Genomic DNA, 15,925 nt, shown 5'->3' with positions numbered 1-15,925 from the left:
TTATTCTTTGAAATCGATGTCATACCGCGCGCTCAGTTTTTTAATGCTTGTTTCTGCGGGTTCACCTTTAAATTCGGTATCAATAATCACCGCATCACCATTCTGATCAGTGAAAATATTACCAGCACCAACATCAAATGGAGCTTCTGAGATGAGTTGCACAAGATCATCATATGCTTGTTTGCTGAGTGGGCGATTATAATGTTTTTCTTTGTGAGCAAAAATAATGAAATCATAACCATCAGTCTCTTGAATGATTATTCTGCCATCGCTAAATTCAGCATTGATTGCAATATCAATAATCTTTTGTGCGAGTTCAGCGGGTACATATTCTCCAGTTTCATTATCATGTATAACCGCTATTTTTCGTGGTAAACGAATGTGAGATAATTGTTTTTCTTCGATAACTTGTTGTAATGCAGCGTAAGTAAGCAGTCTGTTAATTCCTTTTTTTCGAATACTTAATTTTTCAATTAAAGGAAGTTCAGCATCATCGGTTAATAGAAAAGATTTGATAGTAGATCGTGCGGTTGCAAGTAATTGGGGTATGTCATTAATATTAATTTCGTATGTTTTTTTGAGGAGGTTTGATGCTATACGTTTTTTATACTTATCTGCCCAGTAAGGCCAATATGCTTGCTCATCGTCTGCTTGTATAATTTTTTCCGTAGAAGAGAGGTGGATATCATGAATTTTAAATAATTTTTCTATGTCGTAGCCAGCATCATCTAATTCTTTTTCAGAAATATAAAGGGGGATGCCACCACAACTCACTGAAGCTCTAGAGAGTTTAGTCGCTGAAAGTAATTTTGGGGCTTCTTCTGCCGCAGCCGTCTGTGTGGTATTGGGAATTGTTATTGCCAGTAGTGCAGTAGCTATGGATATTAATAAATTCTTTTTCATTTTTTTCTTCCTACAACTTTGATCGTGGTGCTTTTTCGCCGAAATCAATTTTATATCGTCCCAGTTTTTCAATACTTGTATCTGCCGGTTCACCTTTAAATTCGGTATCGATAATTACAGCGTCACCATTTTGGTCCGCGAAAATATTGTCATAACCAACATCAAATGGGGCCTCTGAAATTAATTGAACAAGATCATCATATGCTTGCTTACTGAGCGGACGATTATAACGTTTTTCTTTGTGAGCAAAGATAATGAGATCATAATCCCATGAAGTCTTTTGAATGCCTATATTATAACCAACCACAGAAACAGCGTTTATTGCGGTATCAATAATGCTTGGCGCAAGTTCTGCTGGTACATATTGTTTGGTTTTATTATCACGTATGACTACTACTTTTCGTGGTAATCGAATATGTGATAGTTTTTTTTCTTTAATAATCCGTTCGAGCTGTGCATAAGTAAACAGTCTTCTTATTCCTCCTTTTTTAATACTCGACTGTTCAATTGAGGGAAGCTCTTTATCATCAGTTAGCAAAAAAGATTTGATAGTAGACCGAGCGCCTGCAAGCAGTTGAGGTACATCGTTAATATTAATTTCATACTTTCGGTCTTGAGGAATCTTTGATGCCATGCGTTTTTTATATCTATCTGATTGTTTAGGCCAAAACCCTTGTTGACTTGCCAGAGTTTTTCCCGCGGAAGAGAGTGGGATATGATGAGTTTTAAGTAATTTTTCTATGTCGTAATGAGCGTTTTCTAATTCATCTTTAGGAATATAAAGGTCAAGTCCTCCAACTCCTGAGGTGAAAAAGAGCAGAAAGGTTGAGTCTAATTGTTGGAGTTTTTTTGCTTTTGGCGGGACAACAGTTTGTATGTTAGATGGAGTGGTTACTGTCAGTAGTGCAGCAATTATTGATATTAATAGATTCTTTTTCATATGACCTCCTATTTATGCTACTTACGTCTCTTTATAAAAAGTATATAGATTTGTTGGTAATAAAAGCAATAGTTTGCGATTCCTAGGGGGTTTTTGAAAGAAAGGGGGTATGTGGTTGCTTGTTGGTAGATAGTTTATAAATAGCAGATGAGACACGATTTTTACGCAATCGATTACAAAAACGCATCCATTTGTTACACTACCTTTCGTTGTACGGTAATAATCGCATAGTAATTGTATAAAAATAGGTAGTACTAAGATGATGGGAAATGCATTATGGCAATTGGTAAAGCAATCAGATGCCATTAGTATAGCGGTTTTGTTGATATTACTCGTGATGTCCATTGTTTGTTGGGCAGTATTTTTTTATAAATATATTTTGTTACGTACTAAAATGCGTGATATGCAAACAGCGCTTGCATCAGTGAAACAGGTTAAAAGTGTTGAGCAAATTATGCAGTTAGCATCTCTGTTATCGGGCACTATGCCTGGTTATTTTTTATCCAAAAATATTTCGTTTTTAAAAGAGTTATTACAAGAATCTGCTGAAGCTAATAAAAGCATAGCATTAACCAGCAATCAGTTGGAAATGGTGCAGCACACAATCTACCAAACTGCAGATGATATGATTCAGCATGAAGAATCATATTTAGCGGTACTGACCACCAGCGTGAGTCTTTCGCCACTGCTCGGTTTATTTGGAACTATTTGGGGATTAGTGCATGCGTTTATTCGTATCAGCGAGCAGCAAAGTGCGGATATTGCAACGGTTGCACCAGGTATAGCAGAAGCGCTTATTACGACGCTTGCTGGACTTATGGTTGCGATTCCTGCAGTAGCGATGTTCAATTATTTTATCGCAAAAATTAGAGTGTTAGATAAGCAACTTGGTGTTTTAGCAGATAAAGTACATACGGTTTTCTCTACATTATTTATTCGTTGATAAGGAGAGAGATCTATGCGACAAGTAAGACGTAAAAAACGTGCGCCGATGACTATGCAAGAGGTGGTGTTAACGCCATTGATTGATACAGCGTTAACGCTGTTAGTGATTTTTATGGTGACCGCGCCTATCATGCACAATGGAATAAAAGTAGAATTGCCTAAAGGACAAGCAAAAGATGATGGATTGACATCCCAAGAATTGATTGTGTATGTCGATAAAAAGGGGGCATTCTTTTTTAATGATACTGCGATAAAAGATCGTGCAGTATTGATCAAGCAACTTAAAGGAGCAGTAGGAGCTGATACAGAAAAAACAGTATTTATAAAAGCTGATAAATCGGTATCATACGGGGCAGTTATAGAGTTGGTAGATCATATTAAAGTGGTTGGGGGAATCAACTATGTGGCCTTGGCGACTACGCCGACGTAAACATGAACAGTTGTGGTGGCAATTAGTTTCTGTTTCTACATTCATTCATTGTGGCATGCTAGTGCTGTTGTTATTTGTCTATCGCGGACAGTTTTCTCGGTATGATATCACCGTAGGGCGTGTGCATGATCCTAAAACACCGGTTGTGTTGATGCCGTTGATGAAATCGATACCGCAGAAAAAAGGTAGTACCGGTGGCGTAAAAAGTGGGAAAAAAGGTAAAGCGGTTGCATCGGCCAATAAACAGAAAAAAACAGGTGCACCACAAAAACAAAAAAATGTAGCAGCTCAAAAAACTAAATCTGTGGTAAAGCCACCTCAGCAAATTAAGCCGGATCAAAAAAGTAAGGCAACGCTTGCACAACCAGAAAAACAGATGACTGTAAAAAAAGAATCGCCTAAAAAAGAATCTATAGATACAAAGAAAAAAATAGAAAAAAAAGAAATTGTAGAACAAGTGCCGCTTAAAAAAGAGGCATTGATTAAAAAAGAAGAAATTGTTCCTCCTGTGCAAGAGGTAAAAAAAGACGATGTTGTGCAGCAAGATCCAGTAGCAGCAGCTCCTCAGCAACAGGAACAAGTAATAAGTAACCAGATACCAGAGGATGGGTTAGATGTATCTTCTGAACAAGATGACGTTCAGTATATTGGGCAAGCAGAGCGCGATGCGGCGCAGATGCAACTATTGATTCAGCAGGAAGTTGAGAAGCATTGGCGACCTCCCGTTGGACTGTCGGCACATCTTGAATGTGATGTGCAGGTGAAAGTGGGATGGGACCGGAAAGCGGAATTAGTACTGATACAAAAACCATCAGGTGTGTTGGTCTATGATATCCATGCACGAACAGCAGTCGTTGCTATGCAGTTTCCGCACATGGCCTGTGGTAAAGAGTTGTGTATACATTTTAAACAGTGATGAGGAGGGTGCGCATCTATGCGAAGTATACTTTTTGTTATGGTTATTGGATTATTGTTTGAAACAACAATAATCCAAGGAGATGATGTGCATGTGCGTGCGAAAGGGCATGCAAAAGTGCAATTAGCTATTTGTCTAACTGCCCAAGCGTATAAAGATTTGGTTGCTGTTGCAGATATTATGAGTAATGATTTTTCCTTTAGCGGGCAGTTTGCCGTTACAGTTTTTCCGTTGGCAGATGTACGATCAAAAGCAGAAATACAAGAACTATTCAAGCAAGGGTATCCTCTTGCTGTTTGTTTGAGTGGGTTTAAGTTGGGAGAAATTGATTATGCTGTGTATGATACATACAGCGCGCAAGCGTTAGCAGAAAAAAAATACAGTAAGCAGGGAAGTAATGTTCGTGGATGGGGGCATACTATAGCGGACTGCGTATGGCCTATTTTGACCGGTGAAGATGGATCGTTTTCTTCCAAGATTGCCTTTTGCAAAGAGATGCAGTTGCGCGGTAAGAAAAAGGTGCAGCATGTGTACATTGCTGACTATGATGGGTCGAATATGCAACCTTTGGTAACAACGGGAACGATTAATGTTGCGCCGCGGTTTAACAGGGATAAAAATAATCCTATGTTGTTTTATTCAGAGTGTACCAATAAAAATATACGACTCATGTATGTTGATATGCATGGAAGGCGAAAAGTATCTGTTGATAAAATTGGCGTCAGCATGATCCCTGCGTTTTCAGGAGATGGATCTCAGGTAGTGTATTGTGCGTCACATGGTATGGGCAATTGTCAGTTACATCATTTTAAAAATGGCATATCAAAGCAACTAACGCACAATAAGGCGAATAATGTTTCCCCAGTGTTTAGTGATAGTGGTAACTGTGTATATTTTTGCTCAGATGTGAATTTAGGAATTCCACAAATATATTGTTATACGATGGCCGATGGAGTAAGTAGTGCGATTACCACAGGTTCTACTGCAGCATATTGTCCTGCATATTCTGAGAAAAAGCATTTAGTAGCATATTGTAAAAAAGTGAAAGAAATTATGCAGGTACATATATATGATGAAGTGACTAAAAAACATAAGCAGTTAACCGCTGATCCTGGACATAAGGATGAATGTGCATGGTCGCCGTGTGGTAATTATTTGATATATTGTAAGGAAAAGCATAATACGAGCGTGATAGTGTCTTTGAATGTGCGTACCGGTGTAGAGCGTGTTATTACCGCTCAAAATGAGGTATGTAAGTATCCAACATGGTCTGCTTTGTATGCACAATATCCAGAAGTTACATAAATTGTTTGGGTATCGACAGGCTTATGTGATTTTTATATGCTATAGTGTATTAATCTTGCACGAAAAAGGTAAAATGAAACGTGTTATAGCAAGTAGGGGTTATTTGGGATGTTTTTAATTATTTAATAATCAACATTAGGTATTAATAATATGAAGAAAAAAGGTTTCAAAAAATTTTTCGATGGTGGACCTAAGGGAGTATTAATTGGTGCAATTATTGTTTTTGGTTGCATGCTCACATTGCATCATTTAACAAGCATCAAACAAGGTATCAAGCTGATAAATTATTCAGCGTTTATGAAGCATGTTGAGGCTGGCAACGTAAAGAAGATGATCGTTTCTGGTAATGATGTTGCAGGTGAATTGCGAGATGGAACCACTTTTGAAACGGTGGTACCATCATATAATCCAGAAAATTGGTCTGTTTACACAAAAAACAATATAGAAGTAGAAATTGATAGCAGCGCTGGCCAAATGAATATTTGGTATCTATTGCCTGTTATTTCTTTGCTTTTTACCTTTTTATTTATTTGGTATTTTTTCCGTCAAGCGCGTAATTCTGGCGGTGGCGGCAGCGGCGGTAATATTTTTTCAATGGGTAAAAGCAAAGCTCGTATGTCATTGCCTTCTACTATTAAAGAGAATTTTGATTCTGTAGCAGGGGCGCATGCAGCTAAAGAAGAGCTGAGGGATTTAGTTAATTTCTTAAAAGATCCAGAAAAATTTCAAAAGATAGGTGCTAAGATTACCCGCGGGGTATTGTTGATTGGTGAGCCGGGTAATGGTAAAACGTTACTTGCGCGTGCAGTAGCGGGAGAAGCAAACTGCCCATTCTTTAGTATTAGTGGTTCAGATTTTATAGAAGTGTTTGTAGGTGTGGGTGCATCTCGAGTGAGAGATCTGTTTGCACAGGCAAAAGCACATTCTCCTTCGATTATATTTATTGATGAAATTGATGCGATCGGACGCCATCGTGGCAGTGGTCTTGGTGGTGGTCATGATGAGCGCGAGCAAACGCTTAACCAGCTGCTTACTGAAATGGATGGTTTCCAGACAACACCAGGTGCCGTTATCGTATTAGCTGCAACAAACCGTCCAGATGTTCTCGATAAGGCGTTGTTACGTCCAGGACGTTTTGATCGTCGCGTTGTGGTACCATATCCAGATTTAAAGAGTCGATTAGAGATTTTAAATCTGCATGGAAAAGCAGTAAAAATGAGCCCAGATGTTGATTTATCGAAACTTGCTCGTGGTACTCCTGGATTCACGGGTGCAGACCTTGCAAATTTGATTAATGAGGCGGCTTTGCATGCTTCAAAGTTTGAAAGAACAGAGGTAACTGTTGCGGATATCGAAGAAGCGCGAGACAAGCATATTCTTGGTAAAGAAAATAAAACCATGATACAGACCAAGGAGGATCTTGAGAAAACTGCGTATCATGAGGCGGGGCATGCTTTAGTCGGGTTATTATTGCCAGAGCATACGGACCCAGTATATAAAATGACTATTTTGCCTCGAGGTCGGGCTTTGGGTGTGACCCATTTCTTGCCAGAGCGTGAAAAATATTCGCGTACAAGGAAAGAAATTGAAGCGGATATTGCTGTCTGTATGGGAGGGCGAGCGGCAGAAAAGTTGATGTTTGATATATTGAGTAGCGGTGCAGGGAGCGATTTTATGGATGCAACCAAGCAAGCTCGCGAGATGATATGTCATTATGGTATGTCAGATGAACTTGGGCTTGCGATTTACGACCAAGGGCATGAGGCATTTAAGTATTCGCAGAAAACAGCAGAGCGAATTGATATGGCTGTTCAAAAAGTATTGGATGAGCAATATCAACGGGCAGTGGAATTGATAACTACTAATAAAGATAAATTGGATCTTTTGGCAAAAACATTGCTCGAAAAAGAGACAATGGAAGCCGAGGAAATGTATGCTTTATTGGGTATATCGCCGCGTGAATTCCATAAGATTGTATAAGGAATAACGCCTTTTAGGCAGAGAACGTAGCTAATCTTTCTATTTGTCAACTTAGTGGGCGATAGGATTTTAGTTATGATAACGGATGAATAAGATATAATTTGAAAATGTTACCATTTTTAGTATTATAAACAGTACTTATTGAGTAGCATTCTGGGATAGTTGAAAGGATTTTTGGAACAATGGCACGAATATGTTTTGTATGTGATAAGAGGCCACAGGTCGCTAATCATGTGAGTCATGCGAATAATAAAGTGAAACGATGGGTATACCCAAACGTGCATAGAATGCGCTTTGTAATCGCGGGTAGTGATACAAAAAAAGTGATAAGTAGTAACGTATGTACTAAATGCGTTAAGGCACAGAAGGTCCAAAAGGTCCTATAATTTGTAGTTTTATAAGGTTGCATAATGGCAAATATTAAGTCAGCACAGAAACGTGCAAAGCAGATGATAGTGAAACGTGAGCGTAATAATGCGCGTCGTTCTTCAATCAAGACTGCAGTTAAAAAAGTTTTAGCAGGTATCGAAAAAGAAATGGAATCTGCTAAATTGATGGAATTGTTCAACGACGCGCAAGCTAAATTGGCTCGTGCAGTTGGCAAAGGGGTGCTTCATAAAAATACAGCATCTCGCAAAATTGGTCGCTTAGCTAAACGAATTGCTGTTGCAAGCAAATAAGTCCGCTTTCAAGTTTCGAGTTTTGAATATAGAAAAAGCCCTGAGGGAAACCCCAGGGCTTTTTTGCATGATTACATATTTTTACGTGTGTATTCTTAGTGCGTTTATCTGATTCGTACGCGGAGACCGTCACCTTGGATGATTGTACCTCTTGTTGGATAGTCGTAACTATTTATGAGTACAGAACTGCCAGACGTCTGTGCTTGTATCGAGGCAGCATCGCGAAGTCCTTGTGCTTTTGTACATGCAGCATCTTTGATAGCACTAGCTCTAATACGAGCTTTCTTCAATTCGATATTCGCTTTTGTCATATCCGCTAGAAGTTTGGCAAGAGCCTCTGGGCCTTGTGCAGCTGTTTCTCGTATGGTCAGTAAGATACCGCGATCTGGGTATATATCGGCAAATTCAACTGCTTTTTCGAGTGTGATTGTCTTGTTTTTTAATAAAAGCAGGATATTGTTTACTGTTTGGTAAGAATGTGCTTTATTAACAGCTTTTGCATCTTCCAGGCTAATGTTTGCAGCAAGCAGTCCTTTAAGAGATTCAATCGATTCCTTGCTCATTGCGTGGGCCATTTTTTCTGCATTGGAAAATCCTAGTTTTTGTAGATCAGCAAGTCGTTGAGCAAAACTTAATTTTGCATTGCGGTGTGCGAAAATGCCGATAACGACTGCAGCGGCTGTTAGTACGTAGAGGTAGCCATAATTGGCTAAATGGCTTACTATGCGAGAGTTTTTAGGCTGAGAATCGAGTTCTTCTTTTTGTTTGATATGGGTGGTTGTTGGATTTGCAGTAAGAAGCCCATATCCAAAGGTTAATATCAAGCAGATAGTTTTATTGAATGTATTGATTTTTTTACCGGTAAGCATAGATGATCCCCCATTGCTATAGTTATATGAAATTTTTTCTATATGAAGCTGGTTGCTTTTGATTATTTACTTTGTATTACAAACTTATTGTAACAGGTGGGCTGTTTTTGATCAAATGGCTATCATTGTCCTGGACGCGTGAGGCTGTATATGGAAAAAGCCCCGGAGATTATCCGGGGCTTTTTGTATGGCTAAGCTATTATTATCAGATTATTTGTTGTTGTTTCCGAGAATTTTTTTCCAAAATTCTCTGTCCCAGGCTGCATTTCGCATGCCTTCTGCTGTTGTATGTGCAGCATTTTGAGCAGCATTGGCGCTAATATTTGCTATTGCCAATGCTTCTAGGCATTGAGCAAATGCTTCTGGATTTTGATCTGCTCTTGCTTTTATAGCAACTAATATTTTCTTATCAAAGAATGTAGTTGCAAGGTCAGTAGCATATTCTAGAGATATTTTGTGACCACGATATAGATATGCTATATTTTCTAGCACTTCTTTTGAGTATTGCTTGTTTAATGCTTTTGCTGCGTTCAAACTGATACCCGCGTGTATTAGCTTTGCAAGGGTTTGGACCTGTTCCATGCTCATTCGCTTGGCCATTCTTGTTGCTGATGTTGGAAAACCAAGGTCTTCTAGTGCTTGGCGTCGTTTTTCAAAGCATTGGTTTGAGTACTCGCGAATCTGGTTGAGAGCAATGATACCAGCTACAGCTGCTAACGGTGCTCCGTACGCATATCGATTATTACTGATGTGATTAGCAACAGATGTATACATGCGGCTTGTAAGTGGTTGTAACGTTGAGAGTTCGGCAGCAACTGCTGATTGTCCAAAGCTTACTACAAGCGTTGCACAGATCATTTTTTGAAATACAGTAGGTTTTGAAATGGTAGCCATAATGGACCTCCGTTTACGTTTAGGGACATATGATATATAAACACTGTCTACTTAGATGTTTATTATAGTATCATTGTGTCCCATGTTGTGTTGACAGTCAAATGGGGTAGGGGTTTAGGCTTTACGAGCCCATCTACGAAAAAAGCCCCGGAGGTAATCCAGGGCTTTGTCGATTATCTAAAAAAAATGTATTGGTTTACGATTGTGGAGTTGCTGCAGCCGTTTGGGTATTGTTACTGTTTGCATCGCGAAGGGTTGTACCCAGTCTTTGTTCACGGACCGCTTCCAGTACGGTTTGTTTGATTGTAGCTATAACTTCTCGAGTAGTCTCGGCTTTAATATTTGCTTTTGAAAGTGTTTGCATGTATTGGCCAAGTATACCATCCCTAGCGGACTCTTTTATAGTAGACCTCTTCTGAAACTCATTTAGTTAACTCAAAATTACATATTCCCGCAATGAGATTAAAACGTAATCCAAACCTCTTTCTTCGATTACGGTACTTGTCAGAAACTATTTTGAATCGTTTTATCATTCCAATCACATGCTCATTCAACACGCGCTGGCTCGACAGTTCTTTATTTTGTTTTTTGTCGTCTGAGGTTAAGGGATGTTTTTTACTTTTTTTCTTTGGCATCAATGTCTTTGTATGAATCTTTTGCAGCCCTAAATATCCTGTGTCTGTAAGGGCTAACGTTGATTTTTTAAAGTGAACATTTGATTCTTTAAAAATCTTGAAATCATGTTTTTTGCCATTTGAATGCTCTGTGCAAATAATTTTTTTTGTTGCCTTATCAACAACAACTTGTGTTTTTAAGGTATGACGTTTTTTCTTCCCCGAATAGAATCGGCGTTGTTTTTTTTTGGTCGTTCAATAGGGCTTTCTGTCGCATCAATTAAAATAATTTCGAATTCATTGTCACTTTTTAATAAAGCTTTTCTACCAGGCAGCCTGAATTCTTTGCTTTTAATGAGCACATTTTCAACCCACCGTATTGCTTCAAAAGCATTACTTTCTGCAAGGCCATAACTCGTAGCAATATGTAGATAAGTTCGATATTCTCGAATATATTCCAATGCCATAAGCAACATGTCTTCGACTCCAAGCTTGCTTGGCCGGCCACCTTTAGATTTTTTTATCTTATAGGCCTCTTTTAGGATTTCTATCATCGCTTCAAATGTCTTGCGCTTGACCCCAGTTACTCTGCGAAATTGTGCCTCTGATGATGATTTTAATTTTTCATATTTCATGTTCTCATAACCTTTTTTTATATAAACAGATCATGAGTATGCCATAAATTTTATGGTTTCAGAAGAGGTCTAGTGAGCAATACCTCTCGATCAGCAGAATACTGTTTTGCATAAGAGATTGCAGCATTTAAAGTTATGTATCCATCTTCTACGAGCAATACTATGTTTTCAATGATGTTTTTTGAGTGTTCTTTATTTAATCGTTTTGCATCATCTAGTGGAACACCGGCTTTGAGTAAATCTCGAAGAGTTTCAACTTGTTCCATGCTCATTCGCTTGGCCATTCTTGTTGCTGATGTTGGAAAACCAAGATTTTCTAAAGCTTCACGGCGTTTTAGAAAACATTGTCTTGAGTAGTCCCTCATTGTTTTGAGAGCAATGATACCAGCTACAGCTGCTAACGGTGCTCCGTACGTATAGGGATGATTGCTGATGTGATTGGTAACAGATGTATACATGCGGCTTGTAAGTGGTTGTAACGTTGAGAGTTCTGCAGCAACCATTGATTGTCCAACGCTTAATAAAAGAGTCGAACAGATTAGTTTTTGAAATAGTGTATTCATAATGGGCCTCCATTTTAGAATAGTATAAATAGTTTCTACTTGTTCACTTATTATAGCATAAGATTAATTCATATTGAATTAATAATCAAATGGGTGTCTTGCCTAGGGACATTATGAGGCCTATAGGGATCTAGCAGGTTTTAGCTTCGAACGTGCCTGAATACGGTAGGTTTTTTTACCTCGTTTGATCCATCAATTTTTTATAACCGAGAAGAAGATCTTTTGCAGTCCGTGTTGCTACCCGCGAAGAACCAACATTCTCTAAAAGAATAATAAGAATGATTGGGTCATGGTGTTTATATGATATATGGCTAACGAACCAACCATGCTCAAGGTATTGGGTGCCGAGCTCTCGTTTGCTCAGACAGCTTGTTTGGGCAGTACTTGTTTTTGCATGTATGGTGATGTCTCGAATGTTTTTTACTGACTGACCGGTTCCTTGTTGAATGGTGAGTTCCATGGTTTCACGTAATAATTGTCTTGTTTCTGGTGAGATATCGAGTGGTTGTTTAACAACCGGTTCCTTCAGTAAAATACGGGGAGTTACTAAATAACCAGTGAATATACTCCCTATCATGCGGGCAACCTGGATTGGCGTAACTTGTAAAAAGCTTTGCCCAATGGTGACTGATAATGTTTCACCTTGCCACCAAGACTCGTTCTTGGTGGTTTTTTTCCATAGGCGTGAAGGAATGAGTCCTTGTTCTTCTGAAAACGTTATACCAGTTTTGGTGCCAAGACCAAATTTGTTTGCATAACTATGGAGTAAGTCGATATCGATTTTTTTTCCAATTTTGAAAAAGAGAATATTGCATGATTTCGCTATCGATTCATGTATGGATAGCTCTCCGTGTCCATCCCTATTTGAACACCAATATTTTCGTCCGCCAAATCGTAAGTATCCGCGACAGCAGGTTTTTTCTGAATGCTGAATAAGCCTTTGCTCTAAAGCAGCACTGATGGTGATCAATTTAAATATGGAGCCTGGTGGGTAACAGGCTTTAAACGCACGATTTAGAAAAGGCTGGTTTTTTTGTAATGAGTTCCAATTTTGTGCAGTGATTGGATGTAAAAAAATATTTGGATTAAAGTTTGGGCGAGAAACAATTGCACGCAATGCACCATCTGCTGGATTCATAATAACAATAGTGCCAGCAACATCTTCTGGAAATATTTGCTCAACTAGATTTTGCAGAGGAAGATCTATTGTTGTTTGGATAGTACTACCAGAAAGTGCTTTTTTGAGCTCTAATTGTACTAGGTTGGCGCCAAGAGAATTTATTGTTTTTAGAATTATACCAGGATTACCTTTTAATGCATCTTCATGTAATTTTTCTAGTCCCATTTGTCCGATTGATTCTACATTGATACGTCCTAAATAACCAAGGATGTGGCTTGCATAACTGTTGTGTGGATAAAACCGTTCAAAATCTGTTCCTACAATTATTGCAGGATGATTGGGAAATTGTTCTTTAATTTTACTGAGTTGCTCAAAAGTTATGTCAGATGCGAGACGTATTTTTTGGCAGTAACGGTTTGCCCTTTTGATTTGCGTAAGGACTGTATCATTTTCAAGAAATGGTTGTTCTAGTATTTGTCCCAAGTTGTGTAATGTGTCTCGAGTAGCTTGATTAAGTTGTATATCTGCTGCACCTTGCCAATAGATATGTACAATGGGGCGATTGGTGACCAGTAGGTTTCCATATGCGTCGGTAATATTGCCTCGTGGTGAAGTCACTTGTTCAAGCCGAGAATAGTTCTTCGTACTTTGTATTAAATATTCATTCGATAAATGAATTTGCATGTATATAAGTCGTGCGCTGATAGTGGTAAATAAGACAGCAAAAAAATATAAAATGTGGGATATTTTTAGGGATATTTGGATTGGTGTTTGCATAATTATTTGTTTTTGCGCTTGAAAATGGCGTTAAATGGGTGTGAGCTGTCACATATGGCGGTAAGTCGCTGCAGAGAGACATGCGTATATTTCTCTGTGCTTGCGAGTGACTTGTGTCCTAAGAGTTCTTGTACCACGCGCAAATCAGCACCTTGGTTTAATAAATGGGTAGCGAATGAGTGACGGATTTTATGTGGAGTTAGCTGCCTGCCAACGGTTAAAAATTTACGGAACATACTAAAAATTTGTTGTATGTTGCCGCGATTCACTTGTTTGTTGCGATTATTTAAAAAAAGAGGATCTGTAGGAGCGGTAATGAGTGGGCGCTCATGTTGTAAATATTCTTCTAATTTTTGTTGTGCTTTGCTGCCAAAAAGCACAATTCGCTCTTTGTTTCCTTTGCCACAAATGCGTATAGTTTTATTAACAAGATCGACGTCTTTGTACTGTATATTCACTAGTTCGCCGCAACGTATTCCTGTTGCATACAATAATTCAAAAACCGCTTTATCTCGTATCGGCTTTTTGGTCGGGAGCTCAGCATCTTTTATGGTGTCGAGTAAGTGAAAAATTTCATCGACGCTGAAATATATAGGTAGTTTTTTTTCAACGCTCGGTCGCTTAAGTTTGAGATTAAGTCGTATGCCTTGTCTGCGTAGAAAGCGTTCAAAAGATTTAAAGCATGAAAATTTACGAGCTATTGAACTTTTACTAATTTTTCTATAAAAAAGAGAGATTAAATATCGTTCAATTGTTTGCTGTAATGAAAGATTTTCTGTTTCAAGAGCTGCCCAAAACCGTATGAAAAGGTTGAGGTCGTACTTATATGAACGTAATGTGCCGGGAGATAGGTTACGTTCTACTTCAAGATGGATTAAGAATTCTTCAGATTTTTCCTTAAATTTTTTCCAGTCCATGTTGATTTTTCCTGAGTTTACGTGAGCTTGTATTGTCTACATCGTCTATTAATTGATGAGCGATTTACGCCAAGGGCTGTTGCAAGAGTTGTCTGATCTTTAAAATATGCCCATAATATCGACATGCTTTTTTTATCTTTAAGAGCAGCTTTACCCAGGTGTACAATCTGAGCGATTTCAGTATTATCTTGGCAGTAGGCAGGATGATAACGGGTTTCTGTATACGTTTTAGTATGTATCGTCGCGGGAGTGAAATTATTTGTTTTTAGTTGGGTATTCCTTTCCGTAGCATATGGTGCAAGTGAAATGGATAATTGTGCTAGTTGTGCACGTAGGTCATCAGAAAGACGATATTTTGAATTATTGTCTTGGTCTACTGAGCATATAATGCGCACATCACTAGTATTTGTTTTATTACTTTTAAATGTTGTGTAGGTTCCATAGGCAATAAAATGAGCAAGTAATTTTTGTACTTCAACATCTAAAAACTCTGCATTCTGCAGTAACAGCATCCCGGTACCATCAAGCGTTTCAAGCAATGGCGGTTGTTCGATTGTGAGACCAAAAATGGGGTTAATACCAAAAATTAAAGGGGCGATATCAATAGCATTGGTTGGTTTAGTGAGCGTTATGGTATGTACTTTTTCTCGTGATGTGATCTGTTGTAACACGGCAATTGTTGGCGTAATTTCATCTTTTGGCATGGTGAGTAAAATCCCTTTAGGACTATCAATTACTTTTAATAGATTAATCTTAAAATCAATAGTTTCTTTACTCGTTCCTGGTATTAATTGATTAAGCAGAGCTCCAGACTCAGTCGCTTCTAAATACCAAGCGCCATCGGTATCGGTTGCGCTGGCGTTTATAGTAAGTTGTTGCGTTGTGTCCGGACTTTCTAGTTGATATACCATGATGACGATTTCCTGATTATCTGGTTCAGGCACTGCAATGAGTATTAGTTTTTTATGTTCATCAATTTCAACATAGGTTTTTTGTGGTGCATTATAACTGGCCGCTAGTGTTGTTATTTTTTTAATTGCTTGGGTTATTGGATGCGCATCGTGCGTGTTGATATTAACGGTAATAAGTGTATGCGCCGTTTGATTACCATATATGAACCGTTTATTTTTATAAAAAACAAGACCCACATCTTTTTGTTTTAAGTTACGCAACACAGAACGAATATTTTGCTTGTACTGGTTCATCTCTGCAGTTTTATGTTGTAATTCAGAATCAAGTTGCTCTTTTATATCATATACATTGTCTTTATTACGGTTTTGTATCAAATGTAAAATTGTTTTAAGATAGCGAGCAAATACAATTATTTCATCCTGCTTGTGGTTACCATACAGACCATTTTTTTGGCGATTAATGATAATATACGCAATCACTATGCCGTGCTGATACACCGGAATAAACATTTCTGCATTAAGAGTT

17 protein-coding genes are annotated in these 15,925 nt (G+C 38.3%); 7 read left to right on the top strand and 10 right to left on the bottom strand.

Annotated features, from left to right (window positions below):
* Together VGT41_03105 and VGT41_03100 are read right to left on the bottom strand one after the other, a co-directional pair.
* On the bottom strand, nt 1–903 hold the full coding sequence (locus VGT41_03105; GenBank protein HEV2601261.1) for a hypothetical protein: 903 nt from the start codon (nt 901–903) through the stop codon (nt 1–3).
* Nucleotides 904–913: 10 nt separating this feature from the next.
* Nucleotides 914–1,843, bottom strand: a complete 930-nt coding sequence (locus VGT41_03100; protein HEV2601260.1) for a hypothetical protein — start codon at nt 1,841–1,843, stop codon at nt 914–916.
* A 259-nt stretch (nt 1,844–2,102) separates the two neighbouring features.
* On the opposite strand from VGT41_03100, the gene VGT41_03095 reads away from it, so the two are divergent.
* The 7 genes from VGT41_03095 to rpsT all read left to right on the top strand — a co-directional run bounded on the left by VGT41_03095 (nt 2,103) and on the right by rpsT (nt 8,099).
* Nucleotides 2,103–2,786: a MotA/TolQ/ExbB proton channel family protein gene (locus VGT41_03095; GenBank protein ID HEV2601259.1), complete on the top strand. Its 684-nt coding sequence runs from the start codon at nt 2,103–2,105 to the stop codon at nt 2,784–2,786.
* A 15-nt stretch (nt 2,787–2,801) separates the two neighbouring features.
* The gene (locus VGT41_03090) at nt 2,802–3,218 is read left to right on the top strand and encodes a biopolymer transporter ExbD (GenBank protein HEV2601258.1); all 417 of its coding nucleotides are present in this window, start codon (nt 2,802–2,804) and stop codon (nt 3,216–3,218) included.
* Nucleotides 3,190–4,134 (top strand): hypothetical protein, encoded by a 945-nt coding sequence (locus tag VGT41_03085; protein ID HEV2601257.1) that lies wholly within the window; start codon nt 3,190–3,192, stop codon nt 4,132–4,134. The genes VGT41_03090 and VGT41_03085 overlap by 29 nt, the downstream gene beginning before the upstream one ends.
* Nucleotides 4,135–4,152: 18 nt before the next feature.
* Nucleotides 4,153–5,439: a hypothetical protein gene (locus VGT41_03080; protein ID HEV2601256.1), complete on the top strand. Its 1,287-nt coding sequence runs from the start codon at nt 4,153–4,155 to the stop codon at nt 5,437–5,439.
* Nucleotides 5,440–5,589: 150 nt separating this feature from the next.
* The gene (ftsH, locus tag VGT41_03075; GenBank protein HEV2601255.1) at nt 5,590–7,419 is read left to right on the top strand and encodes an ATP-dependent zinc metalloprotease FtsH; all 1,830 of its coding nucleotides are present in this window, start codon (nt 5,590–5,592) and stop codon (nt 7,417–7,419) included.
* A 182-nt stretch (nt 7,420–7,601) separates the two neighbouring features.
* On the top strand, nt 7,602–7,805 hold the full coding sequence (gene rpmB / locus VGT41_03070) for a 50S ribosomal protein L28 (GenBank protein HEV2601254.1): 204 nt from the start codon (nt 7,602–7,604) through the stop codon (nt 7,803–7,805).
* Between the two features lie 24 nt (nt 7,806–7,829).
* Nucleotides 7,830–8,099 carry a 30S ribosomal protein S20 gene (gene rpsT / locus VGT41_03065; GenBank protein HEV2601253.1) on the top strand — a complete coding sequence of 90 codons (270 nt, stop codon included), beginning with the start codon at nt 7,830–7,832 and terminating at the stop codon, nt 8,097–8,099.
* A gap of 104 nt (nt 8,100–8,203) precedes the next feature.
* Here rpsT and VGT41_03060 read toward each other — a convergent pair whose 3' ends face one another.
* From VGT41_03060 to VGT41_03025, 8 genes are all read right to left on the bottom strand, one after another.
* Nucleotides 8,204–8,968: a hypothetical protein gene (locus VGT41_03060; GenBank protein ID HEV2601252.1), complete on the bottom strand. Its 765-nt coding sequence runs from the start codon at nt 8,966–8,968 to the stop codon at nt 8,204–8,206.
* 210 nt (nt 8,969–9,178) lie between these two features.
* Nucleotides 9,179–9,862: a hypothetical protein gene (locus VGT41_03055; GenBank protein HEV2601251.1), complete on the bottom strand. Its 684-nt coding sequence runs from the start codon at nt 9,860–9,862 to the stop codon at nt 9,179–9,181.
* 196 nt (nt 9,863–10,058) lie between these two features.
* Nucleotides 10,059–10,226: a hypothetical protein gene (locus VGT41_03050; GenBank protein HEV2601250.1), complete on the bottom strand. Its 168-nt coding sequence runs from the start codon at nt 10,224–10,226 to the stop codon at nt 10,059–10,061.
* A 58-nt stretch (nt 10,227–10,284) separates the two neighbouring features.
* Nucleotides 10,285–11,111, bottom strand: a protein-coding gene (locus VGT41_03045; protein HEV2601249.1) for an IS5 family transposase whose coding sequence is annotated in 2 segments (ribosomal slippage) — nt 10,285–10,724 and nt 10,724–11,111 — 828 coding nt in all. Because the reading frame shifts where the segments join, the coding sequence is not laid out codon by codon here.
* A 50-nt stretch (nt 11,112–11,161) separates the two neighbouring features.
* Nucleotides 11,162–11,674, bottom strand: a complete 513-nt coding sequence (locus tag VGT41_03040; protein ID HEV2601248.1) for a hypothetical protein — start codon at nt 11,672–11,674, stop codon at nt 11,162–11,164.
* A gap of 175 nt (nt 11,675–11,849) precedes the next feature.
* On the bottom strand, nt 11,850–13,478 hold the full coding sequence (locus tag VGT41_03035) for a penicillin-binding transpeptidase domain-containing protein (protein HEV2601247.1): 1,629 nt from the start codon (nt 13,476–13,478) through the stop codon (nt 11,850–11,852).
* Nucleotides 13,479–13,573: 95 nt separating this feature from the next.
* Complete coding sequence (xerA, locus tag VGT41_03030) at nt 13,574–14,488, bottom strand: site-specific tyrosine recombinase/integron integrase (GenBank protein HEV2601246.1); 915 nt, start codon at nt 14,486–14,488, stop codon at nt 13,574–13,576.
* Nucleotides 14,489–14,505: 17 nt separating this feature from the next.
* Nucleotides 14,506–15,925, bottom strand: a 1,420-nt coding sequence (locus tag VGT41_03025) for a hypothetical protein (protein ID HEV2601245.1), incomplete at its 5' end; no start/stop codon positions are given.

The organism is Candidatus Babeliales bacterium, from assembly GCA_035944115.1.
GTDB lineage: Bacteria > Babelota > Babeliae > Babelales > Vermiphilaceae > DASZBJ01.
The sequence above is the reverse complement of the archived record's forward strand: the minus strand, read 5'-3'. Positions and strand labels throughout refer to the sequence as shown.

Excerpts from the sequence above, each read along its gene's own strand:
- VGT41_03105 (HEV2601261.1), bottom strand. The coding sequence starts at position 903 with ATGAAAAAGAATTTATTAATATCCATAGCTACTGCACTACTGGCAATA.
- VGT41_03100 (HEV2601260.1), bottom strand. The coding sequence starts at position 1,843 with ATGAAAAAGAATCTATTAATATCAATAATTGCTGCACTACTGACAGTA.
- VGT41_03095 (HEV2601259.1), top strand. The coding sequence starts at position 2,103 with ATGATGGGAAATGCATTATGGCAATTGGTAAAGCAATCAGATGCCATT.
- VGT41_03090 (HEV2601258.1), top strand. The coding sequence starts at position 2,802 with ATGCGACAAGTAAGACGTAAAAAACGTGCGCCGATGACTATGCAAGAG.
- VGT41_03085 (HEV2601257.1), top strand. The coding sequence starts at position 3,190 with ATGTGGCCTTGGCGACTACGCCGACGTAAACATGAACAGTTGTGGTGG.
- VGT41_03080 (HEV2601256.1), top strand. The coding sequence starts at position 4,153 with ATGCGAAGTATACTTTTTGTTATGGTTATTGGATTATTGTTTGAAACA.
- ftsH (HEV2601255.1), top strand. The coding sequence starts at position 5,590 with ATGAAGAAAAAAGGTTTCAAAAAATTTTTCGATGGTGGACCTAAGGGA.
- rpmB (HEV2601254.1), top strand. The coding sequence starts at position 7,602 with ATGGCACGAATATGTTTTGTATGTGATAAGAGGCCACAGGTCGCTAAT.
- rpsT (HEV2601253.1), top strand. The coding sequence starts at position 7,830 with ATGGCAAATATTAAGTCAGCACAGAAACGTGCAAAGCAGATGATAGTG.
- VGT41_03060 (HEV2601252.1), bottom strand. The coding sequence starts at position 8,968 with ATGCTTACCGGTAAAAAAATCAATACATTCAATAAAACTATCTGCTTG.
- VGT41_03055 (HEV2601251.1), bottom strand. The coding sequence starts at position 9,862 with ATGGCTACCATTTCAAAACCTACTGTATTTCAAAAAATGATCTGTGCA.
- VGT41_03050 (HEV2601250.1), bottom strand. The coding sequence starts at position 10,226 with ATGCAAACACTTTCAAAAGCAAATATTAAAGCCGAGACTACTCGAGAA.
- VGT41_03040 (HEV2601248.1), bottom strand. The coding sequence starts at position 11,674 with ATGAATACACTATTTCAAAAACTAATCTGTTCGACTCTTTTATTAAGC.
- VGT41_03035 (HEV2601247.1), bottom strand. The coding sequence starts at position 13,478 with ATGCAAATTCATTTATCGAATGAATATTTAATACAAAGTACGAAGAAC.
- xerA (HEV2601246.1), bottom strand. The coding sequence starts at position 14,488 with ATGGACTGGAAAAAATTTAAGGAAAAATCTGAAGAATTCTTAATCCAT.